Origin of the sequence: Methanosarcina sp. (assembly GCF_049706645.1) — an archaeon.
Classification (GTDB): Archaea; Halobacteriota; Methanosarcinia; order Methanosarcinales; family Methanosarcinaceae; genus Methanosarcina.
In genome coordinates, this window is the sequence record NZ_JBNAKP010000014.1 from 143,138 (window position 1) to 169,208 (window position 26,071).

Sequence of the window (26,071 nt, forward strand, 5' to 3'; positions counted from 1 at the left end):
TTCTATTGGAGAGCTTTTTATTTTGAGGCTTTTTGTATAAGAATTCTTTATTTTGAAGGGTTTTATTTGAGTATTTTATTTTGAGAATGTTTGTTTTGAAAACTTATATTTTAAGAAGCAAAAAGTTTTTAAATTTGAGGCGCAGGAATTCAGGCTTTTTAATGCCTGAATTTGCGTTTTCCGATCTTAATAGCTTTCCGAAATGCCGTCAAGCAAGATTGGCAAGGATCTCTTCGATTTCCTCAATTCCTGAACCTTTTACGGTTATTTCTTCCCTGCCATGTACCCCTAACCCAAGTTCCACCGCTCTTTTGATCTGGGGCTGGGCCCAGACCGAATGTTCCTGGATTTTCGGAACCGTACCGAGGGTTTTCAACAGGGCAAGACCCACAGCATCATTTGCAATTACATCCGGGCTTGCCAGTACAATACCAGGCTCTCTCAGGGTACCAAGGTCAGGGCCGCCGGTCACAAAGCATTTCGTAGCGTCCGAGATATAGAAATCGGGCCTGTAAACAAGGTTTGATTCGGCAATCATATTCCCGAAAAGCACGTCCCTGTGCTGACCATGAGGAAGCTGCCTCCTGTCACGGTCTGCGGTTATGCTGATCTGGGATTTCAAGCCCATAGTAAACGTTGCAGTCCAGTGAGTCTTAATTACAGGAAGCGCAATCACGTAGTCTACCGAAGCCAGAAACTCGGGAACATAAAACCCTTCAGGCCAGGAAAAAGCGCCATCAGGCTTCATATAAGAGCGCTTCATATGGTCAAAGGTAAGGATTTCATCCGCTCCTTCGGCCTCAGCCGCCTGCCAGAGCCCTAGCCTCCTGAGCACCATCTCGGTATCCAGCGTAGTCATTGACTTTTCGGCCACAATAATTTTTTCCGGGCTGCATTTTCTTGCTTCCCGTATAGCTCCCTTCAGTACCTCGGGATTTGTCGAGCCAGGGGGCCTGTCTGCGGTATTTGCATTCGGACGGATCAGTACAGTGGACCCTTCTTTGATCCCAAGCCCTCCTGCAAGTTCCACTGCCGCTCTTACGGATTCCAGAGTATCTTTGTTTCTTGAAAGCCCAACAACTACCATACTCAAAACTCCCACATAGTAATATGTAGCCAGATATATAAAAATCTGGAATATTGCGAGCTTTCAAAAAAGTATAAGCTGACCGGAACCTGTCATTTCGGAGTATTCCGGAGTATATTTCCTATAAATAAGCAGCATTACCCGTCAAAGCAGTTTTGGCCTGCAAACTGTGATTGCGGATTTTTCTTTCAGTAAATAGGCCCGCACCAACCTGCCGGAACGGGTTTGTTACAAAAAGTTGTCAGCTATGGAGATTACTGGTTCAGTTTGCACTCACACATTTCTATAAGCGCCCCTTCCCCGATCCTTGAGCCCCGGGCAATAAGCATATCTCCTGCCTGGACAACCGTATTGCCTTTTGGAGCATAGACCCAGCGGTCAGCTCTCTTGATTGCCATTACATGCAGCCCGGTTTCGGTCTCAAGCTTCAATTCAAAGAAAGTCTTTCCGACTATAGGAGAACATTTCTCGACCTGGAGCCTGGTGATAACCTCTTCGGAATTCCTGACTGCAAGGGTGATAATAGGGTGAAGTTCTATATCCCTGAGCACGGTATCCGCAATTCCGTAGGCCGCGTCGGAAATACCTTCAGAGGCACTTGCAAGATGCAGAATTCCCCTGAGCAGGTTTACATCTTCGACATGCTTTGCGGTTTCAAGCACCCAGTGCTGAAGTTCATATTTCATGGAATCCATTTCGGATTCAAGGGCGCTGACTTCATATGCAATATCTTCGTTGTCAAAAAGAATAGCCGAATATGCAAGCCCTACCGACAGTTCGGACATATTCTTCATATCTACGATAATATCCACAGCGTGTTCAAGGTCTTTTAAAAGCTTATTGTGCTCGATTTCCCTTGGAATGAATTTTCTTGTCGTGGCCATCTCGAAGAAAAGGTGGACTCCTTCGTCATGCCCTCTGGCAATCAAAACATCTCCCTGGCGGAGGCGGGTCTCTTTGTCAGGGTCATAAATCCAGTCTTCATTTCTCCGGATAGCAATGACCCACATGCCTGTCTCGAGATCAAGTTCGAGATCACCAAGAGTACTTCCTGCCATTAAAGATTCTGCAGCGATTGTTGCCCTGACTACGGTTTCCTCTGCTTCCCTGAGAGCAACTTTCAGCTCCATCGGAATGCCCATATTCATGAGAACTATTTTGGCAATATCACCTGCGGCATTTGCAATATTTTCCGAACACGCAGCAACCTGTAAAACTCCGAGGAGTCCTTCGGCCTCGTCAACCCTGCGTGTGCTTAACATCGCAGCCATCTTAATGTGGTAGTCGAGGGTATCCATCTTATCTTCAAGATTGAGTACCTCTTCTGCAACGTCCTCATCATCATAGATCATTGCAGAGTACGCAAGGTCTACCATGAGTTCGGAAGTGTCCTTCATCTCAGTCAAAAGATCCTTAAGGTTCTTTGGACTGTATCTGAATTCTTTAGGGAACATGGTCTCTATATCAACTCTACCTTATGCTGGTGTGTATGAGTATATACTTCATAGTAATTATTAATTTTTGAATTATTCAGGCGCTTAAGAGCCTGGATCAAATATAATAAAATTAAATAATAGTACAACTGGCTTTTAATTATAATACTGTTTATAGAATATTAAGCAGGTGCAGGGCTATGAGAATTCCTGTAACTCCTACCAGATCTCCAAGGCTTGCTATGAAAGGTATGACAGTATCATCCGGGTCGATCCCGAACCGGTGGGAAGCAAAAGCAATGGCAACCGTTGCAGAATATACAACAGAAAGTTCTATGATGACGGCTATGAGGCTAATTTCCAGAAGGGTGAGAAAAGGCATCCCGAATCCCAGGAAATTGCTTGCCAGAAAGACCAGTATGCTGACGGAAATTGACGAAACAAACCCCACAATTGAAGCCGCAATAACGCTGTTATGCACTACCGGGTTACTCCTGAGGTTATCCCCGAGCCCCATATGGAAAGCCGACGAGAGCCTGGCTCCAAGCATACTGCCGGTATCTCCTCCGATCTTGATAAGGGAAGGAATAAGAATCAGTATCGCTGGCATGGATATAAGGCTTTCTTCTCTTGAGTTCAGGATCTGCCCTACAAGAATTCCCATAATACATGTGATCAAAAGTACCGGAAGCCCGCGCTGAATGATACCGTTGACTGTATAATAAGGGGTCTGATGCCCTGTTTTCCTCAGAACATCACCACCATTTTTGCCGAGAAGAAAAGCATGAGCATGGAGACGATATCCCCGAGGGTTGCGATCGAGGGCGTTACAACATTATCAGGATCAAAACCGAATCTGAACATTCCTATAGCCAGCAGAGCCGCAACAAAAGAGAGAATTACCCCGGACGTAAACGCTGAGATTACACAGATAAGGATAAGCGTGAAGGCACCGGCACTTTCGAAGCCCAGAGCGAGGGTTACGAAGTGCCCGAGAAATCCGAGTATTACAGCGACAATAACACTCAGGATCAGGGAGCCGGAGATGTTATTCATGAGTTCGGGATTATGCCTGTCGAGATCCGTAATTAGCCCAAGGTGAATTGCACTGCCAAGCCTTGAGCCGAGGGTAGACGAAATATTTCCCCTGAGCCCGAGCACACCGGGATAAATCACGAGCAGTCCCGGAATCATCTCAAGTTCGGCTGTCATTCCCGAAAAGATTATCCCTGCAACCACTCCCCCCACAGTAGCAATAAGTTCAAAAGGCAGAGCCTCACGTACTATTGACGAAACACTCGCATACTCGCTCAGGTATTTATCAATATACTGGGATTCGAAGAGATCTTCGTCCCTGTGCGACTCTGAGGGCATGCGCTTGTATTATACACTGATAATATTAAAATAATCGCTAACTTCAGAAAACGGAATCTTTATAAAAATTATTGCACAGATAATTTTCTGGACTGTAGTAAAATTAATTTAAAGATGCGAGGAACTCAACAAACATGGGTTATTATCCCTGCCAGTTGTCCTAACTGGTGACACCTAAATGATTCAAGGTTCATCTTTAGGTTTTCTTCAGTTTTTGTTCCTTTTCGCCTCAATATAACAATATTAAAAAAGCTATATATAGTTAAAATGTTATCTTTATATAAAATTACAAGGAAGTTAATTTTAAAACATGGATGACATTTTTACAAATAGAGAAATAGCAATAATTATCTGGATTGCATTAATTACTACATATGCCTTGTTCAGAAAACAAGTAAGAAATTCTTTCCTTAACATTATAAAAAGTTTGTTAAATATAAAAATTCTTTTATATATTTTCCTTTACTTGTTTTACTTCCATTTGATTCTGCACTACTTAGGATGGTGGGATATAAACAACCTTAAAGACATCATAATATGGTTCATGTTCTCTGGGTTACCGATTGGAGTCTTTGTTGCTACAAACAAATTAAAAAGTGGTTATTGGAAAAGTATAGTTCTGGATAATTTGAAATTAGTCGTGCTGGTAGAATTTATTATCAGTTCTTTTACTTTTTCATTAATTGCTGAATTATTCTTAGTTCCAATTATAACACTTATAGTAGCAGTAAATACATTTTCCGGGCACTACAAGGAGTATAAACCTGCTGAAAAGTTAACAAGCAATATTATGTCTTTCTTTGGGCTCTTTATATTGATTTATTCTTTATACAGAACCATTAATGAGATACATTCAATTGGAAACATAAGTACTTTAAAGGCTTTTTTACTCCCCATAGTTTGTTCTATAATCTCAGTACCATATATGTATGTTTTTAAACTAATTGTTGAGTATGAAAATTTGTTCATAAGGCTAAAGTTTGGAAGGAAACGAAGTAGAGAACTTGATCTACTGATCAAATTAAGACTACTTCTATTTTGTAATGTCCAAGTCAAAAAGTTGCAAATAGCTTCAGACATGAGTAACTATAATCTAATGTCAATCTCATCTAAAGATGAAATTGATGTGGCGATTAGGAGCTATAAAAATGCATTATTAAGAGGGTCAACTAAATCTGAGATTGCACAAACTAGACCAACATGGATTACTATAAAGACACCACAAGAACTTACATCAGCGAATACAAGTTCATTTGAAACAACAATACATTTTTCTGATAATAAAAAGGAAGAATTAGTTAGATATATGACAGAACTTTATCATGCAAAGGAAGCAGAAGTCATTTTTATTCCACCCTCAAACACGTCATCAAATAGTCTGTTATCAATTGATTATTATATAGACACAACTCCAACTAAAACTGTTCTTAATAATAACATAGCCAATATAGTGATATTATCTGAATCATTGGCAGAAGAATCTGGAATATCAAATCCTAATGTATCTGTTTGTGCAAAGATGATGGATGGAACTCCTTTAGGTATCGGAAACTACTACTCATCAACAGGAAAAGCTTTTATAGATGTAAGTGATTGCCCAGAAGTAGAAGTTCTACCGCTATAAAGGACTCTTACAGTAGATTTGGAGAAACCAATTTTTACTTATACTCATTTTCTTATATTTATGATCCAAATATTTATAGATAAGATCTATAGGTAATCTCAAAATTTCTCATTTCTGATGCCTCAGATAAAAAATAGAGATGTCAGGTTCTTACATGGGTTGTTATCCCTGTTAGGTGCCCTAACTGGTGACACCTAGATGATCAAGGTTCATCATCTAAAAGGTGGGAATAGCCTTTCGATCTTAATTCTTCTTCTAACTCTAGATCTAATTTGGCATTGTAAAGAGTTTTCACTTTGGAAAGCTGGTCAACTGTTAAGTTCTTGGCTCCTATTAAATCAGCTTCATGAAGATCTGTCCCTTCAAGGTGAGAATCAGAAAAGTCAACCCCTTTAAGATGAGCACCTCTTAAGTAAGCCTCTTCAAGATGAGAACTATTAAGGTCAGCCCATTCAAGGTGGGCAAAGGCAAAGCCAGCATTTTCAAGATGAGCATGATGAATGTCTGCGAATTCAAGATGTGAATATGGAAGGTTAGCCCATTCAAGGTGAACACCACCAAGGTCAGCATATTTAAGAAAAGCACCACCAAGGTCAGCATTTTCAAGATGAGAACTATTAAGGTCAGCCCATTCAAGGTGAGTCATGCCCAAATTTAAACAACTATCTTCTCCATTATTAAATGAATATCTACGTTTCCCGATAACTGAAAGAATTGCTTGGATATCCAATGATAACTCTTTTGGCTCTGAAAATTCATCCATAATATTTCCATTCGTTTGTATATCTGTAGCTATGTGCGTAACTTTTTTATTTTCAACTATTCCAGCACTTGTATTCTTTCTAATATAAGCCGTTAGAATTTCCATAATGGGCCAGTAATCTTTTTCAGATTCATTTGCAATTCTTTCAAGAGCATATATTCCACCTAACCGAATCTCTATTGCTGGATTTCCTAAATGATCAATAGCTCCTAACTGATCAACTGCTCTAGTAAAACGTTCAGTAATCTGGCCTTCCTGTGAAACCTTTAGATTCTCTTCAGCAATGGTAATTCTACGCCATGTATAGTAAAGGCCAATCCCAATAGCAACGCCACCTAATACTTGAGCTAGAGTAGCACGTGACTCATTTTCTTGAGTGACTTTTTCTGTAACATTGTGTATTCCAGACACTTGCCAGTGTGGAAGTAAAATTATTAAGAGTACAGCGATTATGAAAAGTAAGCTAATTAATGGGTACAGTTTTATTTTTTCATAAAGTAGATTTAAATCTTTGATGATATTTTTGTAAAATTGTTTCATCTCTTCACTTAATTTCATAATCTCTGTCCTTTGCCACAAAAATTTATCTGTGCTTAATCAACAGTGAACTAAAATAAACATTGCCATTTAAGTCAAAGGATAACGATATAGAAGCAAAATTTATCCAATAGATGAAAAACGGTAGATTAATATTTATTTAAAATACTAAACAATCCTTCAACTGAGACTTTATTCCAAACAAAAAAGAAAGAAATCTTGGGTTTATAAGCAAGCTATCTAAATTCTAACGCAACAAACTTGGAAATTAAGTGTCAGAATATAACTCGATAAAACAAGGGATTTTTATTGAAATTTTCTATTAATATCTCAAATCTCAAAAAAAGGATAAATGACCATTTTCTTTTGGCATTTGTTGCATTTTTATTTCTTACAGTAGTAATAGTAGTACTTGCAATACTTTTATCCTATTTTATTCTTCTTCCTTTTGTCTACGATTCAAATCAGAACTGTACGCTCGTAAATATGACTTCTTTTGTTAATCAAAATTCATCAGATTTTGTAAGCATATTCGTTAACACAATGCTTACTTTAGGTCTTATCATTTTCTCAGCACTTAGTTTATCTTCAGCACAGGATGCCTTAAAACAATCAGAAAAGCAACAAAAACAGCTTCAAGATGAACAAAGAATAAGGGACATTGAGAAACGACTTGAGTTTTTCTACATACCAGCAGAAGACATAATAAACGGCAAATTGAAAAAAAATCGTGAACAAACAATAAATGGATGGCCACCAGCTAATTATATTGGGCTCAAAGACCTTAGAAAATACAGCTACCTAGCAGATAAAGAAACATACAAAGCATACGAGACATATATAGAATCAAATTGTAGAGAGACAAAAGAAATCACATGTCAAGACAAATACAGCAATAAACCCAAAGGCTTTACGGTATGCGAAGATTACAAGAGCGGTTGCCATTACCAGTATGATAAATGTCCACAGAATTTAGACTACTGCAAGCATTACAGTGAATGTCCACCAAAAGACCAATCAGGTATTATACAAGACAATACCAAATGCAAATATTATGTAGACTTAAAGAAGAAAATAGCAAAAGACATCGAAGATTACAAAAAAGAGTTATTAAATCTAAAAAAGTAACAGAAGTAAATAGAAATTTACTGTATACCCATAATTTTAACAGTTTTATTACTGACTTTCAATCCTTCAATGTCAGCATCTTTTATACTTCTCTGAAATCCGTTTGTACTGTTTTTGAATGGATATTGAACTCATCTGATAGTCTTTGCTGTTAGGGAATATCTTTTTCATGAACCCATCAATCTTCTGAATATTCACGTTAATTTTAGTCCTCTCAGAGACAAACATCATTGCCGCTATGGTCATATTTTCAACGTCAATGTTAACGAACTTATTATTCCTTAAAGAGTTGTATTCATTTCTAACAATTGATTTAACTTCTGTAATAACATTTGTAGAAGTTGAGAAACATTTGAAACTACAGCAATGAAATACACTTTATCATTTGAAATCTCTGGATTCTTTACATAAGATGCGCTAGTGCTTACTTCCATCATTTTATAACCACTCCAATAAGATGTCATTTTTTGACATCCATATTAAAAAAATTGAATAATCTGGGCATACAATAACTATACAGTTTATTAAAAGTAACTGAGTCCCCGACTGTAAAGGAGGGGAAAAATAAATTATAAAGTGAAAGAAACTCAATCAATTTGCCCATCTTTTCCATTATCGGATAAAAATAAATAACTTGTAGCCGTTACCTGATAATAGGTATTATGGTAATAGGAGTCACAATGATAAATGTGCTGCCAGGTTATGAAAAGGCAGCATACAGGGAAATGAAGAATATCGAAGGGATTAAGGACGTTTATCATGTCTTTGGGGAATATGATTTTGTAATAATTATAGATGTTGAAGACCTGAATGACCTCAATGACGTGGTAGATAGGATCAGGCAAAGCGAAACCGTAAAAGCCACCAGGACAATTGTCGGGGCAGAACTTTAAACTGGCAGAGTCAAAACTAACAAAGTTATATCATAAAACAAAAATGTAATGACCTGATGGTTTTAGCAGGCGCGGACTTTAGACCTTAACCTTTTTGAAACACGGAAATCGCTAGATTAGCTGTTTAAAGATTTTAATTGATTCCGTTTGAAATAATAAACGTAAGAATGAAAATTTTCCTGTTATTAACTTTTTTGCTGTGATATAAAGATATTTTTTTATATCGTAAAACGATTTTCCTGTATTATAAAATTAATTTTCGAGCTGCGAAATGTTTCTTATGCGTTGAAGGACGTTCCAAGAAAATATAATGACTAAAACTTGCCACTTAAAAAGCAAAAATTCTTGCTCTAATTACCCGTAAAATAATATAAAGTTACATTGATTTTTCAACCTGAGGTAAAATTTCATGGAATTCACCATTGCAGAAGAACTTGCCAAAAACCAAAAATCAATAAGTGTCGCAGAATTTTTTGAAAAAAACAGGCAGATCCTGGGTTTTGACTCGGCTCCTCGAAGCCTTATAACAACCGTAAAAGAAGCTGTTGACAATGCCCTGGATGCCTGCGAAGAAGCAGGTATTTTGCCTGACATTCTTGTCCAGATCGAAAGAACCGGGCAGGATTATGTAACTGTGATCGTAGAAGATAACGGGCCCGGAATTGTAAAAGAGCAAATTCCGAAAGTCTTTGCAAAGCTTCTCTATGGTTCCAGATTCCATGCCCTCAAGCAAAGCCGGGGACAGCAGGGAATAGGGATTTCCGCAGCCGTACTTTATGCCCAGATGACTGCGGGCAGGCATACAAAAATTCTCTCCAAAACCGGCTCCAGTACCCCTGCCCATTATTACGAGCTTATGATCAATACCAGCACGAATGAGCCCGATATCCTGAAAGACGAGATCAAGGACTGGTTCCGCCCGCATGGGACCCAGATCGAGCTGGAGATGAAGGCTGCCTACGTAAAAGGAAGAAGGCAATCCATTTACGAGTACCTCAAAGCTACAGCAATTGTGAATCCCCATGCAAGAATTACCCTCATAGATCCTGATGGCAATGAGGAGGTCTTTGAAAGGGCTACGGATAAAATACCTGAGCCAGCCGAAGAAATCCTGCCCCATCCTGAAGGCATAGAACTTGGCACTCTTATGAAAATGCTCCATTACACCGAGCGCCAGAAACTTGCCCCGTTCCTCCGATACTCTTTCTGCAAAATAGGTCTGTTAACTGCCGAGGAAATCTGCAAAGCTGCGGGGCTTGACCCCGAAATTGACCCGAAAGTCCTGGGCCGCCATGAAGCAAGAAAGCTAATCGAGGCTTTTGAAAAGGTAAAGATCATGGCTCCTCCCACAGACTGCCTTTCCCCAATTGGGGAAGAGCTGATCTACAGGGGGCTTGAGAAAGAAACAAACGTGGATTTTATTGCCACGAGCACACGAAAACCTGCCGTATATTCCGGAAACCCCTTTGTAGTAGAAGTCGGGCTTGCCTACGGGGGAAACCTCTCAAAAGAGGACAAAATCAGCATAATGCGTTTCGCTAACCGTGTGCCTTTGCTTTACCAGCAGGGAGGCTGCGTGACCACACATGCGGTAGAAGACATCAAATGGAAGCAGTATGGCTTAAACCAGCCAGGTGGGGGAATTCCTTCAGGCCCGGCTATCCTCCTTATCCATGTTGCTTCTATCAACGTGCCCTTTACCTCGGAATCAAAGGACGCGATTGCCGATATTCCCGTAATCAAAGACGAGGTAGACCTTGCAATCAAAGATGTCGCAAGGAAGCTTAAGCACTATCTGAGCAAGCAGAGCAACCTCAAAAAGCGCCGGGAAAAAGAAATTATCATTACAAAGGTGCTCCCTAAAATGGCTGCAAAGGTTGCAAATATTCTGGAGAAAGATGTCCCTGACATCAACCCTGTTGTTGCAAAAATTATGGGAAACCTGCTCGTACACCGGAAAGTGAAAAGAAATGAGGATGGGACTGCGGATATTGTAATAAAGGTCAAGAATTTCGGAACCTCGGCATACGCTTTCAGGGTTCATGAAATGCTGCCCTGGACAATCAGCAGGGCAAAGCCCGAGCCAAAGGTTGTGAATCTGGGCAATGATTACGATTATGTATGGGACATCTCCGCAACAGTCGGGTCTTCAAAGGTGCTCAGCTACAGGATAGAATCCGCAACCGACACAGCACTCGGAAAGTTTCCTGACCTGATTGTGGAAGGGCTTGAAGAAGAGCTTGTAACCGGGGCAAAAGCCTTTAAGGGGGCATAAAATGGCCAGAGAGACAAATAGCAAAACAATTCAGGGAGACGCCCTGGCAAGGGAAAAGCTGCTTGAGCTTGCAGAGAAGATTTACAACCAGTTCGAAAATGAGGTTATTCCAAGCGTCAGCCTTCCAAGCCGAACAAAAGCAAACATAGAATATTCCGATGAGAGCGATGTCTGGGTCTACGGGGATAGGGAAAGCGAAAGGAGTGCAAAGACCGTAAAAGGGGCATTCCAGCTCCTGAAGACCACTTATGCGACAGACTTCCTTATAAACGAGCACCTGGCCCATAATCGCGGCTCAACGCTTCGAGAACTTTACTACATCTCGGAAGGCTGGGAAGCTGCGAAATTCAAAGAACAGGCTGAGAGCGACCGCCTGATCGAAGACCTTGAGCTCCTTACGGCTCTTCAGAGGGAGTTTTTCCATATGCGTCCTGAAGAAGACGGAGCTACTATGTTCGGCCCTGTTGAAATTTCAGAACAGACAAAACGGGGAGAACGGAATATCCACTGCCAGAAAGATGTGGGAGAAGGAGGATACCAGATCCCCTTCAATGTGGAAAATATCGAATTCAAAGCCCATGATGCAAGCATGATCATTGCCATAGAAACCGGCGGTATGTATGCACGTTTGATGGAAAATGGGTTTGATGAAGCCCACAATGCGATCCTTGTCCACCTTAAAGGCCAGCCTGCGCGGTCAACCCGCAGGATTATCAAACGTATGAATGAAGAACTGGGTATCCCTGTAGCCGTTTTTACGGACGGCGACCCCTGGTCTTACAGGATCTATGCTTCGGTTGCCTACGGGGCCATAAAAAGTGCTCATCTCTCGGAATTCATGGCAACACCCGCAGCCAAATTTCTCGGCCTCCAGCCCTCGGATATAGTCGAGTACGAACTCTCGACTGACAAGCTTACAGAACAGGATATAAATGCACTACGGAGCGAACTTTCCGACCCGCGTTTCGAATCCGATTACTGGAAAGAGCAAATCCAGCTCCAGCTCGATATAGGGAAAAAGGCCGAACAGCAGGCATTTGCCGGAAAAGGCCTTGATTTTGTAACCGAGGTATACCTGCCCGACAGGCTCAAAGAACTGGGTATGGTGTAACGCCCGAATTGCGCCTCGGGAGTACGCGGCCCTTTTCGCTCACTTCGTTCGCTCAAGAGGGCTAATTTATAATAAAGATACTGAAGTGAGCTCAAGATGGTAGAATTATAATGAAGATATTTAGCTGAGCCAGGAGGGTCGACTCGTGGGTGAGATAAATTGTTTTCAATTTGCTCAGGCGGGAAGTTTATGAAAAGTTCTATGAGTTGTTGAGGGCTGGGAAGAATATCGAGTAAGGCGACGATGGATACCTTTTTCCGTGCTTTTGGCAGTTACGGGATTTAAAGCAGGTTTTTCTGTGCCATTCGGTTTTTTATGTGGTTGTTTTCTATGATTTTGGAGTCTGAACTGAAACTGGTTAAGTTTATATAGTTACATTGTAAATTATTCATATAAGACCGGGCTTTAAAGTAAACTGCAAGCAAGTCTTTATAGGATTTGGTACAGCAAGATATCTGTTTGGTACAGCAGGATATCTGTTTGGTACAGCAGGATGTCTGATTATTTCATTGTGATAAGCAGGGTATATTCGAGATGATTTTTTTATCGGGAATTACTTTTTGAGCTGTCGAAAAATAAAGTATAACTGAGGATGTAAAGGTCTGCTGTAAATCCGTCTAAATGCCGCGACTCCTGTCCTGATCCTTATGAGAGACGAATTTTTCCGAGCGAAACATAAAATATTTATTTAAACTAAAGACGTACTAAAAAATTAATATGAAAAGCGCATATTTGGGCGCAAAATTATGCTAAAAACCCCTTGTTTTGAGAGGATTGATACCGAGAAATCTTGTATAATTTTCAGGGAATCTAAAGGCTTAAAATGTATGAGCGCATATTGAATTTGGTTCGTGGTAGAAAAGATAAAGATTAAATATAAAAATTGTTCAATAAAAATTGAAGGCTTACAGACTTGATACGATTTCTAAAGTCCTATTTTGACAAAAGTTTTCCCGCGAATTTTAAAAAAAGATCAGAATGTTGTATGGTTTAAATAACTTTATTAGATTTTTACGGAGAATAACCCAAGATGAGTGATAAACAGGTTTACGATGCTTCGCGCATCCAGGTGCTGGAAGGCCTGGAAGCTGTCCGGAAACGTCCCAGCATGTACATAGGGAGCACGGATAGCCGCGGGCTCCACCACCTAGTCTATGAGGTAGTAGACAACAGTATTGATGAAGCCCTTGCAGGTTTCTGTACCAGGGTAGATGTCACGATCAACCCGGACGGGAGTGTGACAGTCCTGGACAATGGGAGAGGTATCCCTATCGATCCCCATCCATTTCACAAAAAATCAGCCCTTGAAGTCGTGATGACGGTTCTGCATGCAGGAGGGAAATTCGACAAAAACACCTACAAAGTCTCAGGGGGGCTGCATGGGGTAGGGGTTTCGGTCGTAAATGCACTTTCGGAATGGCTCGAAGTAGAGGTGTCAAGAGAGGGCAAAAAGTATCTCCAGCGCTACACCCGTGGAAAGCCTGAGGCTGATGTCCAGGAAATCGGAATATCTGAGGCTACAGGCACAAAAACAACTTTTAAGCCGGATGCAAAAATTTTTGAGACAATGGATTTCGATTACGATATCCTCTCAAACAGATTAAAAGAACTCGCATTCCTGAACCGGGGCCTTACTATCAGCCTCAAGGACTTAAGAACCCCCGACGGGCAGGCCGAGATTTTCACTTACAGTGGCGGAATAGTCGAATTCGTTGAGTACCTGAACAAGAAAAAGCAGCCTCTCCACGAAAAGCCGATTTATTTCGAGAGGCAAAGGGACGACATGGTAGTCGAAATTGCAATGCAGTACACGAATAGCTATGCAGAGAATGTGTACTCTTTTGCAAACAATATCAATACTCACGAAGGCGGAACCCACATTATCGGTTTCAAGACCGCCCTGACACGGGTTGCAAACGACTATATCAAAGCTAACAAGCTCTCAAAAGAGGACATAAAGCTCACAGGCGACGACGTAAGGGAAGGGCTGACTGCAATCATAAGCGTCAAACTCATGGAACCCCAGTTTGAGGGGCAGACCAAGACAAGGCTTGGAAATAGTGATGTCAAAGGAATTGTGGACTCACTTGTAACCGACGGGCTTGCAGAATACTTTGAGGAAAATCCCAAGGTAGCAAACGTTATCCTTGAAAAAGCCCTCCTTGCCCAGAGAGCCAGGGAAGCTGCAAAAAAAGCAAGAGAACTCACCCGGAGAAAGAACGCCCTTGAAGTCAGCACCCTTCCGGGAAAACTTGCGGACTGTTCGGAAAAGAACCCGGCAGCCTGCGAGATTTACGTTGTGGAAGGAGATTCCGCAGGCGGTTCGGCAAAGCAGGGTAGAGACAGAGGTTTTCAGGCGATTCTTCCTCTGCGGGGAAAGATCCTGAACGTGGAAAAAGCCAGGCTTGCAAAGATCCTGAAAAACAATGAGATTGTTTCCCTTGTTACAGCCATAGGCACGGGTGTCAGCGAGGACTTCGACCTGGAGAACGCACGCTACCACAAGGTAATCATTATGACCGATGCCGATGTGGACGGAGCGCACATAAGAACTCTTCTCCTTACGCTGTTCTTCCGTTACATGCGGCCTTTAATTGATGCCGGGTATGTGTACATAGCCCAGCCGCCTCTTTACCGCATAAAGAAGGGAAAGGCAGAGTACTACGTGTACTCGGATAGGGAACTGGCTGAAAAGCAGAAAGAAATTGGAGAAAAGGGGCTCGCTATCCAGCGCTATAAAGGTCTTGGAGAAATGAATCCTGAACAGCTCTGGGAAACCACAATGAATCCTGAGAGCCGAACCCTTTTACAGGTAACCCTGGATGACGCTATCCGGGCTGATGAAATCTTCCGGATCCTCATGGGAGATGAAGTGGAGCCACGTCGGAACTTCATAGAAACGCATGCAAAAGAGGTTGTGGATCTGGACATCTGAGGTGGCTAAAAATGGCAAATGACCAAGACGAAAATAAATCCGAAACTGAAATGAAAAAATTTTATCAAACTACTCTTATCCCTCACGGGCCGGATGGAGAGCCCGAAGTAGAAAAACAGGAAGCTGCACCCGACCCTGCACCCGAGGAGTCGGAAGAGGATTCTGAAATAACCCAATCCGATCCTGCATCTGAAGAGCCTGCACCTGAAGAGCCTGCACCTGAAGAGCTTGAGGGCGAAGAACCGGAACCCGAAAGAGAAGGAGTAACATCCATCCTTATCGATGATGAGATGAAACGCTCGTACATCAATTATGCGATGAGTGTAATCGTCGGAAGAGCTCTTCCTGATGCCCGGGACGGCTTAAAGCCTGTTCACCGCAGGATCCTTTTTGCCATGAAAGAGGCAGGGATCACGCATGACAAGCCCTATAAGAAGTCAGCCCGTGTAGTAGGAGATGTGCTCGGTAAATACCACCCGCACGGAGATTCTGCGGTTTATGACAGTATCGTGCGTATGGTCCAGGATTTCTCCCTTCGCTATCCTTTAATTGATGGACAGGGAAACTTCGGGTCAATAGATGGGGACTCGGCTGCTGCCATGCGTTACACTGAAGTCCGCATGGATAGGATCGCAGAGGAGATGCTGGCAGATCTCGACAAGGAGACCGTGCCTTTCAGGCCCAATTACGACGGGTCCCTGGAGGAGCCCGAGGTCCTTCCTGCAAAACTTCCGAACCTCCTTATCAATGGGTCTACAGGTATTGCAGTCGGGATGGCAACAAACATGGCTCCCCACAATATAGGGGAGGTAATTGACGGAACCCTCATGCTTATCGAGAACCCCGGATCTACGGTTCCCGAGCTCATGAATGTAGTCAAAGGGCCCGATTTCCCCACAGGTGCCCATATTATTGGGACCGCAGGTACAAAATCGGCATATCTTACCGGAAGAGGCTCTGTAAAGATTCGGGCAGTTGCCGAGATTCAGGAGTTAAAGAAAGACAGGCAGCAGATTATCGTAACCGAGCTTCCCTATCAGGTGAATAAAGCCAGGATGATTGAGAATATTGCCCAGCTGGTTCGGGAAAAGACAATTATTGGAATTTCCGACCTCAGGGACGAGTCCGACAGGGACGGGATCAGGGTTGTTATCGAGCTTTCTCGAGGCACGAATCCAAAGGTTGTTTTAAACCAGCTCTATAAGCACACGCAAATGGCAACTACCTTTGGGATAATCAATCTGGCTCTTGTTGACGGAAAGCCAAAAGAGCTGAACCTGAAAGAACTTCTTGAGATCTATCTGCAGTACAGGATTGAGATTGTTCAGAAGCGGACGCTTTATGACCTGAGGAAGAGCGAGGAGAGAGCCCATATCCTTGAAGGGCTGAGAATTGCCCTGGACAATATAGACGAGGTGGTTGCTCTTATCAGGAGCTCGGCAAATGCGGATGAAGCAAAGCAGGGCCTTATGGAGAACTTCGCCCTTGACGAAGTCCAGTCAAAGGCTATCCTTGATATGCGCCTGCAGCGCCTGACAGGGCTTGAGACAAGGAAAGTCCTTGATGAACTTGAAGGTCTTGCAAAGCTGATCGGCGAACTCAGGAGAATTATTGAAAGCGATGAACTCAAGTACGAAATAATCAGGAACGAACTCCTGGAGCTCAGGGAAAAGTACGGAGATGCCCGCAGGACAAAAATTGTGCAGGATGCTGCTGAGGTTAAGTACGAAGATCTGATTCATGAAGAAGAAGTTGTGGTCACGATTACGAACGGAGGCTACATAAAGCGCCTGCCTCTCAGTACTTACACTATGCAGCGCCGTGGAGGTAGGGGTATTATCGGCATGGAGATGAAGGAAGAAGACTTTGTGGAAAATCTCTTCATTGCTTCAACCCATGACTATATCCTGTTCTTTACGAACCGGGGCAGACTCTACTGGCAGAAAGTCTATGAGATCCCGGAAGGCTCCAGGCAGTCCAGAGGCAAAGCCATAGTAAACCTCCTGGAACTCCAGGAAGGCGAAGTGGTCAATGCCATGATCCCGGTAAAAGAGTTTGCCGAAGACAGGTACCTGCTTATGGCAACAAGGGCAGGCACAATCAAGAAGACTCCTCTCTCCGAGTTCAGGAACCCGAGGAAAGCCGGCATAATTGCAGTCAGCCTGGACGAAGGCGACGAGCTCGTAAAAGTTCTTCTGACCGACGGGAAAAAGGAAGTGGTCATGGTCTCAAAGAAAGGCAAAGCTATCCGCTTTTCCGAAGAAGACGTCCGACCTATGGGCAGAACTGCGAGAGGAGTTCGCGGCATGACCCTCGAAGGCCCTGACGACGAGGTAGTAAGCACGGACCTTGTCGACGAAACCACGACCCTCCTGACGGTGACGGAAAACGGCTTTGGTAAGCGTACGGAATACAGCCAGTACCCACCCCACCGCCGCGGCGGAAAAGGTGTGATTACAATCGTGACCAACATCAGGAACGGCCCGGTTTCGAGAGTTAGATCCGTAGCCGAAGATGACGAACTTATCTTCACCAGTGCCGAAGGCATCATTATCCGCATCCCGGCCAAAGAGATCTCAATCCAGGGCAGAAATACCCAGGGTGTAAGAATCATTAATCTCAAATCCGGCGATACAGTCGCAGGCATTGCCAGGATCCAGAACGGAAAAGCCGAAGAGGAACTGAAACTTACAGCCTCCAGAGCCCTGCAAGCCGCAAAAGCAGCCGCATCCGGCGAGGAAGTTGAGCTTCCGGAGGACGAAACCGAGGATTTTGAAGAGCCTGACGAGTTTGAAGACCTCGAAGCTACCGAAGAAGCAGAAGAAACCGAAGAAGCAGAAGAGGATGAAGCCGAAGAAGTTGAAGAAGTTGAAGAAGTTGAAGAAGACTGATTAACTTACGTGGGTGAAGAAAAATAGTTCTTCACTCAAACTGCTGCCGGAGTAAAGATTTTTGGGGGATTGGTTTCCGGCGGCGGGTTTCAGTCCGGAGGGGAGCCGGGCGGGGACTTATTTTTCGGGGCGGGTTTTTTGAATAGGCTTTTTGGGAGATTGAGTACCGGAAGGTATGGTTTTTTTAGAATTTTAGAGCCTTATGCTGCGGATCTGGAAGTTTAGTTATATAGCTTTCGTTGGTATTTTACTACTCTTTATAAATGAATGTGAAATCGCAGTGTAAGGTTTAAAAATGCAGTAAAACTTTTGGCCTTTTCCCTGTAACTTCTGAGAAAAGTCAGTTAACTTCTGTCGGAGTGACAAGCTACATGAACATTTCCGGTTTCACAGAGCGTATACGATGTCAATTATTAGAAAGGCGAGCAGAATAGGAAAGATGAATGATCCTATCAACACAATAAGGCATGACTTCCAATAGCTAAGATTATAAACAAACTGTCCGCCTCGAATGCAAACGTGTATCCAGTAAATGCTCATTATTGTATTTATTGGGAATACAGGTAAAAATTCGAGAGGCATAACTGCGGTTGAGTAAGCAAAAATAATGAAAGTGTCTTTATATATTCCTTTGGCTCCAAGCAGTGTGAAAGAGAGAATATTACCTACCGTAACAAATAAATAAACAGTAAAAATCACAAAAACTTCTTTAATAAAGATCGTTCCGGGGATTGTTAGATATGGACTTATATAGATGGTTTCAAAAAAGTTCCCGATTAATGCTGTAATTAACAGAAACACTATGCTGAAAATCAAAGCATGAAGTAAATTATTCTCACGAGGCATTCTTTTGAAAAACTCTGAAGGTTTCAGCAATACATCCGTGAATGCAGTAAAATAATTCACAAAAACACCTTTGTATTATTTTAAATGTAGGTGCTCATAGATTAAATTTTCCAAAAAACGGACTACTTTGGAATATTTTTAATAATTAGATGCTTAAGGAATAATTTTTCAGAATTTTCATTATTCAAGGTCGGTTTGAGTTTTGATGCTTCTTAAAACAGGGCAGGTATACGCCTGCGGAGCAGGCGGAGGAGACCTAAAAAAAGTAGAAGTACGTGATTGACATGCCGAACTAAAAACAAAAAATTAATCAGGTGATACGTCAAAAGGATTCGCAAAGAGAAAGGAGCAAATAGATGCCTGAAACTGCGATTGCAAGATTGAAGAAAACAGTTATTTTTCAAAAGCTTCTTGAGAAAGAAGACTTACTCGAAGAACACGAAATTTCAAAAAATATAATTTCAGTTGTTCGTGAGACTGCTCCTTTATTAGAAAGAATTCCTGAAAACATGCCTGAGTTCACTTTGCATAATGCCAACCATAGTGCAAAAGTGGTTGAACTGATGGGCAAAATAATACCTTCAGACACTCTTGATCACTTAAATATTATCGAACTCTCGATACTCATTTACTCTGCATACCTTCATGATATAGGTATGACAGCCTCAAGAGACGAAAGAGAGAAAATCATTGCCAATAGCCCCGAATTTGCTAAACTTCGAATTTTCGATGAAGAACTGAGCCTTAAGTTTGATGAAGCAAAAAAGAATGGGGATCATCGTACAGCGACATTTATTGAAGATAAACTGTTTACGGAATTTCTCCGTAGAAATCACGTAGAACGTTCTCACGAATATATCAAAGATATCAAAGAAAAGTATAGGTTAGAAGAAACACCCATATCATGGAACGGGATTCCCTATTATAAACTAGTGCAAGCAGTTTGCGATAGTCACGGTTTGCCTGTGAGAGATCTTTACGATACAAAACATTGGCGTCGTAATGCTCTGGTTGGAGATCAGAATGTTAATGTGCAGTATTTATCTGTTATTCTTCGTTTAGCTGACATTCTGGATCTTGATCCAGAACGCACACCCAGATGCTTACTTGATTTTATTAACCCAAAGGATGAGACAAGCATCAAGGAGTGGAAAAAACATCTTTCAATTATTGGATGTAAAATATCTCCAGAAGAAATAAATATAGAAGCAGAATGCGAACATCCTATCTATGAACGTGCACTCCGAGAATTTATTGATATGATCGAAACCGAGCGCAAAGAAAGCATCCTTTTAACGTCACGCTATAAAGATGACTTAGCAGAAATATATAGACTAGATCTTTTAAAACCAGTTACAAAAGAGAATATTAGGTCAAATGAAGAATACATATATTCAGATTTCCATTTCAAACTTGATTTTCATCGAGTTATTGATCTTTTGATGGGGGAGAAATTATATGGAGACTCTACTTTAACTCTCCGTGAACTTTTGCAGAACTCTGTAGATGCTGTTCGTTACCGTGAATCGATGGAAAAGAATGAAGGGAATCCATTCTCACCATTCATAAAAATTACTTTGAAAGATCAAGAACTTATCATTGAAGATAATGGAATTGGAATGGATGAGTATATTTTCGAGAATTACTTTTTGCAAATTGGAAAAAGTTATTACAACAGTTCAGAATGCTGTTCAAGCGGAGTAGAAATTGATCCAGTCAGTGAGTTTGGAATAGGTATTCTATCTATTTTTATGGTCGCTTCCAGTTTTAGAGTAGAAAGCAGGAGAAAACCATTAGATCCACTAAATCCACCTGCCCCAATAAACGTTGAAATTCCTACTGCTTATGATTACTTTGTTAGAAGGCCTCCTTATCGTGTTGAGATCGGAACTAAAATAACCCTGTCTCTGAAATCTAATCATCCTTTTTCTTCTATATATTTAGTTGAAAAAATATCAGAGATTGCTCCTTTTATAGAGTACTCAATAATCATTGAGACAAGCGAAAAAACAGTGACATATAAGCCTTATTTACCAGGTGAGAACATATATAATGTAAAGGATACCAAAGAATACTTTGAAATCGTATTCGATGATAAAACAAAAGGCATTGAAGGAAAATTGCGAATTTTTGGACCTATTGATAATTCTAATACGATCTTTGGTAAATCAGAATACAGTGTTTTTGCACAAAATGGATTTTCAATTCCTTGCGATAAACTCTTACCTGAAAATTTATTTTTTAACATTCAAGCATCAATCAATCTCTCGGGTCAATCTAAATTATCATTGTCACCAAACAGATTGGACATAGTGAGGGATGAAAGGTATGAAAAATTAATTGATATTATACAATCAGGAATTATGCAGGCATATGAAAAATATTTAAAAAAGCTTAGAGATTCAAGTTCAATTAGTGAATATGTTGAAATTGTCAATAAATTATTGGAAGTGAATATTCATAGTTTTCCTGATAAACATCGGATTGGTGGCTTTGTCTACAAAGAGATAGAAGTTCGAAAGTTTATTGAGTATATTTTTCTGAATTATGCGCCTTTATTGACAATTTCTGACGATGGACAAAGGACATACAAAGTGATGGAAAATTTGAATAAAGTTAATTTAGCAATTGTTGGTATCAATGATTGGGAAGAGAAAATACCTGATGCAGTTATATTAAAAGAGACTACACGCCTTGTTGGTGAAGAGACAGTTATTTTAATGGATGAAGAAAAAGGTAGTTTCCCAAGATATTACTTCTTAGATAAAATACTAGGAAGTTTTTCTGATATTTATATCACTTCCATTCCTGGATTAGTAATTATATCATTCAGTGATCAAATAAGTGAAGGTACTTTTTCTCTCTGTTATAATACGAACTTCACGTACCGAATGCATGGTGACCAAATAGAAAAAGAACCGCTTTTTGTTCACCCTCCAGATATTAATTGGCCGCCAGAAGATCCTAATCTGTTTAGCGACGTCATTTACAATGCTCATCATCCACTATTTGCAAAACTTCTCAATGATGATAAACCAAAAGATGAAATTTCTTCAGAGGCATTGAAATTATTAATTTACCAAATTGAAAGATGCTTACAGCACTTGTGGGAGAGAATCGATTCACCTTCTTTGAAACGAAATCATAGATTCAAGGAAAGTGCCAATATTAATTATGCGTTAGTTGGAATTATAAAATATAATCCGCAAATATTTCAGGAATTTTACGAAGCGATAGAAGAATATTGGGAAGAAGCCCAAAACATAGGAGCTATTTCTCGTGATGAAGACTTTATTGGTTTCTCAGTGGATGATCTACCTTGGTTCTGGAATTATGAGTTAACTGATTCTGAAATATGAAGTTTATCCAAACCAGTTCTCCTCCAATTCCCTCTCCCTTCCCCCTTGCATACTCGCATAAGCCACATATTCCCCGCTCCCCGTATCGAAAACGAACCTGTAAGCCGTTTTGAAATAAGCCCAGTATTTGACATACGGGTTTCTTGCATCACTCAGCATGACAGTTACCGAGCCGTTTTCTTCCGAAACATTGTAAGCAGGATAATCGATTTCCTGGGGAACGGCTGTGCTGTAGAGTTTTCCGGCTCTTTCGATATAGACGGAGGCATCGGGAACGGTGCCGGTCACGTTAGTTTTTTCGATATAATCGCTTCTTTCGATCCCCTATATTTGTATTTAGCTGACGTTATATAATGGAAATTATATATCCAATATAGAAACGGATAACCAGGAGTTACACTGTTTTCGGATAGGTTCCTGGAAGGGGGAGTAGTTATGACTAAAGAATCGAATAGCTTTAAAAATATAAAAATTGTGATTTTAGTACTGCTGCTTTCAGGGGCTGCGGTATGGCCAGCGAGTGCTATTGATACCGGAATAATAACAGGTACGGTAACTGACTCCTATACAGGCGCGGTAATACCCGGAGCAACTGTAACAGTAGGAAGCATAACAACAACTACTGATAACTCTGGCAGTTACACAGTAGAAGTTGCTTCCGGAACATATACCATAACAGCCGGCGCAAACGGATACAATACAGGCAGCATAAACATTGCAGTAGCTACAGGTACAACTGTTCCCGGAAACCTGGCTCTTACACCGGTATCCGCTCCTCCCGGAAAAATTACAGGCACGGTAACTGACGCCGTTTCACGTGCAGCAATACCTGGAGCGTCTGTGACAGCAGGAGGCATAACCGCAACTACGGATTTCTCGGGCACTTACACTATAGAGCTTGCTGCTGGTACATATACCGTAACAGCCATTGCAGGCGGATATAATTCAAGCAGCACAGACGTTACAGTAACCCCAGGTGCAACTGCTACTGCGTATTTTACCCTTACACCAGTGACTTCTTCTATCGGTAAAATAACAGGCACGGTGACCGATTCCTATTCAGGCGCAGCAATATCCGGAGCAACGGTAACAGCAGGGGGCATAACAGCAATTACTGATAGCTCTGGCAGCTATACCATAGAAGCCGCTGCCGGCACATATACCGTAACAGCCAGCGCAGACGGGTATAATTCGGGCAGTACAGATGTTACGGTAACTCCAGGCACAACTGCTTTCGGGAATCTGGCCCTTACACCGGTTTCTGCTCCCCTTGGAAAAATAACAGGTACGGTTACTGATGCCAATTCCCGTGCAGCAATACCTGGTGCGACGGTAACAGCAGGAAGTGTAACAGCAACTACGGATTACGCTGGCAACTACATTATAGAAACAGATGCTGGCACATATACCGTAACAGCCAGCGCAACCGGATACAATACCAGCAGCACAAGCGTTACGGTAACTCCGGGCGCAACTGCTACCGCTTACCTGCCTCTGACACCGGCATTGACTACCGAAACACCTACAGCGCCAACGCTCGGAGTCCCATCGGAAACCCCCACGGCTACTGGAACTGGAGAGTCTCCTGGATTTGGTATTTTTGAAGCGATTGCAGTTCTTGTTTTGCTGCTTGTTGTGACGAGAAAACGAAAGGTCTGACTGTTTAAATCTTAATAGATTAAAAAATTCATTGAAATCTAAAAACACTTCACCTATGCTTTACGGAAAGGTTCATCCAAACCAGTTTTCCTCCAATTCCCTCTCCCTTCCCCCCTGCATACTCGCATATGCCACATATTCCCCGCTCTCAGTATCAAAAACGAACCTGTAAACCGTTTTAAAATAAGCCCAGTATTTGACATAGGGATTTCTTGCATCGCTCAGCATGACAGTTACCGAGCCGTTTTCTTCCGAAACATTGTAGACAGGATAATCGATTTCCTGGGGAACGGCTGTGCTGTAGAGTTTTCCGGCTCTTTCGACATAGGCGGAGGCATCGGGAACGGCGCCGGTCACGTTAGTTTTTTCGATATAATCACTTCTTTCGATGCCTGACCAGTAGCTCACTTCCATGATTTTGTAATGAGTGGAGTTATACGGATATGCAGTAATGAATTTCCCGAAAGACGAGGGATAGGTGTCCTGATAGCTTATTTTTGCGCCTTCCGCGCCGGAAACATTTTTCACAAGAAATAGTTTTCCCACAGGCAGGACTGCAATAAGCCAGACAACAAGCACGACTGCGAGGGTTGTATAAAATTTGCTCCGGTTGTTCGTGACAAAGGCGCAGAAATTCTCGAATTTTCCGTTCCACTTTCCCCGGTTTTTCAGGTATCCCACAAGTACGATGAAAACGGGCAGAAGGGGGATGAGGTTTGCCAGCGGGTCGAAAAAGTGAACGGCTCCGAGAGTGGATGTTTCGGTGCTGAAGGGGTAGAAGGGACGCATTTTCCAGCTTGTCACATAATCGAGGTAGACGTGGGAAACGATGGCTGCAAGCCCGGCGGCTGTGAACAGGCGGTCTTTTGTTTTAAGCCAGATCAAAAGCGTAACAAGCAGGATGAAAAGGATTGAGTGCATGAACTCCCTGTGGCCGAACATGTAGAAAAGCTGGTTTCGCGCCTCGTGGCTCACGCTGCCGCCAACCAGGGCAAATATAGCGTATGGAATAAAATCCAGGTCAGGAAGGATTGCCAGGAATGCCAGAGTATTTCGCTTTTTTCCCCTGAAGCCGAGAGCCAGTGCGATCAGAAGTCCTATTCCCAGATGGGAGAGTGTGTTTACCATTTGTTTTATCCCTTAATTAAGGAAGAGAACTGTGAAAATATATATCTTTAATTGAATGGACTTGCAAAAAATGGACCCGCCAAAAAAGGAGAAATAAAAAATGAAGAAAATATCAAAAACAGAAGATACCAAAAGCTCCAGGTAGATTTTAATGGTAGATTTGAACAATTGATTATTTCTTCCCTCACATCAGGCCAATCTGTCTCATCAATCCCACAAGGTCATAGAAAAGTTTCTCTTCGATGATCTCACCATCTTTCCAGTGAGCGACTGTACAGAATTCCACTTTAAACTTCTTATTTGTAGGTGGAATTTCTTTTCCATCAGCTCCTTTCATAGGGCCTTTCATGGTACCTGTGAACGTGGCTACTGAACAGGTCCAGTCGCCCTGGCCAAAAAGCACCTTATATGGTTTGTTCTCGATATGGTTGTCTGGAAAAGTCTTAAAAAATTGTACAGCTTCTTCATGGTGCGCCTTTTTTCCTCTCGTCGGCTCCGGTTGACCCGGCCAGTACACGGCGACCTCTTCAGCATGACGTTTCTTGAAGGTATCCCAGTCCTGTGAGTTCCATGCATCGTCCAGGGTTACCATCAGTTGCAGGTTTTCTTCTACGGTCACTTATTTCATCTCCTATTTACTCTTAATTCTAGCATCCAGTTGCCAATTAAACTTAATTTTCAGTTTCAATCCATGAAAGTTAATAAAACACATAATTAGATAGTAATTAGCCCGGAAATTGCGAACAGAGGCGAATAGACTTATTAATTTTAATATGTTTTTGAGTTGGTATTAATTATATTGTCCAATTTAGATATATTTTTACGGTTTTATATTAATTCAATTGAGTTTTGCCTCTCACAAATTTCCTTATTTTCCAGCTAATGGAAAATAGAAATGTTAGAAAAAAGTTTATTACAACGGGAGCGCAGAGGGTCACGAATACCCCTTCCTTTAGGTAGGGGATGAAGTGAACCCTCGCCTCTTCGTTTTTCTCTTTAAATATCTAAACCATAGTTTCCTTGTATAT

Annotated in this window: 18 protein-coding genes and 1 pseudogene; 9 read left to right on the forward strand and 10 right to left on the reverse strand. The window is 41.7% G+C overall.

The features are described 5' to 3' along the window. Window positions 1-208 precede the first annotated feature (208 nt). From ACPK8D_RS05770 to ACPK8D_RS05785, 4 genes are all read right to left on the reverse strand, one after another. Window positions 209-1,087 (reverse strand): DUF362 domain-containing protein, encoded by an 879-nt coding sequence (locus tag ACPK8D_RS05770; RefSeq protein ID WP_424716889.1) that lies wholly within the window; start codon window positions 1,085-1,087, stop codon window positions 209-211. Between the two features lie 254 nt (window positions 1,088-1,341). After that, complete coding sequence (locus ACPK8D_RS05775; RefSeq protein WP_424716890.1) at window positions 1,342-2,541, reverse strand: potassium channel family protein; 1,200 nt, start codon at window positions 2,539-2,541, stop codon at window positions 1,342-1,344. 151 nt (window positions 2,542-2,692) lie between these two features. Then, complete coding sequence (locus ACPK8D_RS05780) at window positions 2,693-3,271, reverse strand: magnesium transporter (RefSeq protein WP_424716916.1); 579 nt, start codon at window positions 3,269-3,271, stop codon at window positions 2,693-2,695. Continuing rightward, the gene (locus ACPK8D_RS05785) at window positions 3,268-3,894 is read right to left on the reverse strand and encodes a magnesium transporter (protein WP_424716891.1); all 627 of its coding nucleotides are present in this window, start codon (window positions 3,892-3,894) and stop codon (window positions 3,268-3,270) included. Before ACPK8D_RS05785 ends, ACPK8D_RS05780 begins: the two co-directional genes overlap by 4 nt. Before the next feature lie 310 nt (window positions 3,895-4,204). On the opposite strand from ACPK8D_RS05785, the gene ACPK8D_RS05790 reads away from it, so the two are divergent. Continuing rightward, on the forward strand, window positions 4,205-5,518 hold the full coding sequence (locus ACPK8D_RS05790) for a hypothetical protein (protein WP_424716892.1): 1,314 nt from the start codon (window positions 4,205-4,207) through the stop codon (window positions 5,516-5,518). A 202-nt stretch (window positions 5,519-5,720) separates the two neighbouring features. Here ACPK8D_RS05790 and ACPK8D_RS05795 read toward each other — a convergent pair whose 3' ends face one another. Next, window positions 5,721-6,839, reverse strand: a complete 1,119-nt coding sequence (locus ACPK8D_RS05795; protein WP_424716893.1) for a pentapeptide repeat-containing protein — start codon at window positions 6,837-6,839, stop codon at window positions 5,721-5,723. Window positions 6,840-7,184: 345 nt separating this feature from the next. Here ACPK8D_RS05795 and ACPK8D_RS05800 point away from each other — a divergent pair, with 345 nt between their 5' ends. Further along, window positions 7,185-7,946 carry a hypothetical protein gene (locus ACPK8D_RS05800; protein ID WP_424716894.1) on the forward strand — a complete coding sequence of 254 codons (762 nt, stop codon included), beginning with the start codon at window positions 7,185-7,187 and terminating at the stop codon, window positions 7,944-7,946. A 72-nt stretch (window positions 7,947-8,018) separates the two neighbouring features. Here the strand turns inward: ACPK8D_RS05800 and ACPK8D_RS05805 are convergent, their stop codons facing one another. Then, a complete protein-coding gene (locus ACPK8D_RS05805; RefSeq protein ID WP_424716895.1) occupies window positions 8,019-8,192 on the reverse strand; it encodes a hypothetical protein in 174 nt (57 codons plus the stop codon). Window positions 8,193-8,608: 416 nt separating this feature from the next. On the opposite strand from ACPK8D_RS05805, the gene ACPK8D_RS05810 reads away from it, so the two are divergent. The 5 genes from ACPK8D_RS05810 (at window position 8,609) to gyrA (ending at window position 18,051) form a co-directional block, all read left to right on the forward strand. Beyond that, on the forward strand, window positions 8,609-8,839 hold the full coding sequence (locus ACPK8D_RS05810; protein WP_424716896.1) for an Lrp/AsnC ligand binding domain-containing protein: 231 nt from the start codon (window positions 8,609-8,611) through the stop codon (window positions 8,837-8,839). 409 nt (window positions 8,840-9,248) lie between these two features. Then, on the forward strand, window positions 9,249-11,114 hold the full coding sequence (locus ACPK8D_RS05815) for a DNA topoisomerase VI subunit B (RefSeq protein WP_424716897.1): 1,866 nt from the start codon (window positions 9,249-9,251) through the stop codon (window positions 11,112-11,114). 1 nt (window position 11,115) lies between these two features. Beyond that, window positions 11,116-12,225, forward strand: coding sequence for a DNA topoisomerase IV subunit A (locus tag ACPK8D_RS05820; RefSeq protein WP_424716898.1), 1,110 nt, complete (start codon window positions 11,116-11,118; stop codon window positions 12,223-12,225). Window positions 12,226-13,255: 1,030 nt separating this feature from the next. After that, window positions 13,256-15,160: a DNA topoisomerase (ATP-hydrolyzing) subunit B gene (gyrB, locus tag ACPK8D_RS05825; RefSeq protein WP_424716899.1), complete on the forward strand. Its 1,905-nt coding sequence runs from the start codon at window positions 13,256-13,258 to the stop codon at window positions 15,158-15,160. Window positions 15,161-15,171: 11 nt separating this feature from the next. After that, a complete protein-coding gene (gene gyrA / locus ACPK8D_RS05830; RefSeq protein ID WP_424716900.1) occupies window positions 15,172-18,051 on the forward strand; it encodes a DNA gyrase subunit A in 2,880 nt (959 codons plus the stop codon). 387 nt (window positions 18,052-18,438) lie between these two features. Here gyrA and ACPK8D_RS05835 read toward each other — a convergent pair whose 3' ends face one another. After that, window positions 18,439-18,957 carry a YIP1 family protein gene (locus ACPK8D_RS05835; protein ID WP_424716901.1) on the reverse strand — a complete coding sequence of 173 codons (519 nt, stop codon included), beginning with the start codon at window positions 18,955-18,957 and terminating at the stop codon, window positions 18,439-18,441. A gap of 296 nt (window positions 18,958-19,253) precedes the next feature. Between ACPK8D_RS05835 and ACPK8D_RS05840 the strand changes: the two genes are divergently transcribed. Next, window positions 19,254-22,256, forward strand: a complete 3,003-nt coding sequence (locus tag ACPK8D_RS05840) for an HD domain-containing protein (protein WP_424716902.1) — start codon at window positions 19,254-19,256, stop codon at window positions 22,254-22,256. 3 nt (window positions 22,257-22,259) lie between these two features. Here the strand turns inward: ACPK8D_RS05840 and ACPK8D_RS05845 are convergent. After that, window positions 22,260-22,580, reverse strand: a pseudogene (locus ACPK8D_RS05845) (metal-dependent hydrolase); the annotation flags it as partial. Window positions 22,581-22,691: 111 nt separating this feature from the next. Here ACPK8D_RS05845 and ACPK8D_RS05850 point away from each other — a divergent pair. Then, a complete protein-coding gene (locus ACPK8D_RS05850; protein ID WP_424716903.1) occupies window positions 22,692-23,915 on the forward strand; it encodes a carboxypeptidase regulatory-like domain-containing protein in 1,224 nt (407 codons plus the stop codon). Between the two features lie 72 nt (window positions 23,916-23,987). On the opposite strand, the gene ACPK8D_RS05855 is transcribed toward ACPK8D_RS05850, so the two are convergent. Then, the gene (locus ACPK8D_RS05855; RefSeq protein ID WP_424716904.1) at window positions 23,988-25,043 is read right to left on the reverse strand and encodes a metal-dependent hydrolase; all 1,056 of its coding nucleotides are present in this window, start codon (window positions 25,041-25,043) and stop codon (window positions 23,988-23,990) included. Window positions 25,044-25,227: 184 nt separating this feature from the next. After that, a complete protein-coding gene (locus ACPK8D_RS05860) occupies window positions 25,228-25,662 on the reverse strand; it encodes an ester cyclase (protein ID WP_424716905.1) in 435 nt (144 codons plus the stop codon). Window positions 25,663-26,071 lie beyond the last annotated feature (409 nt).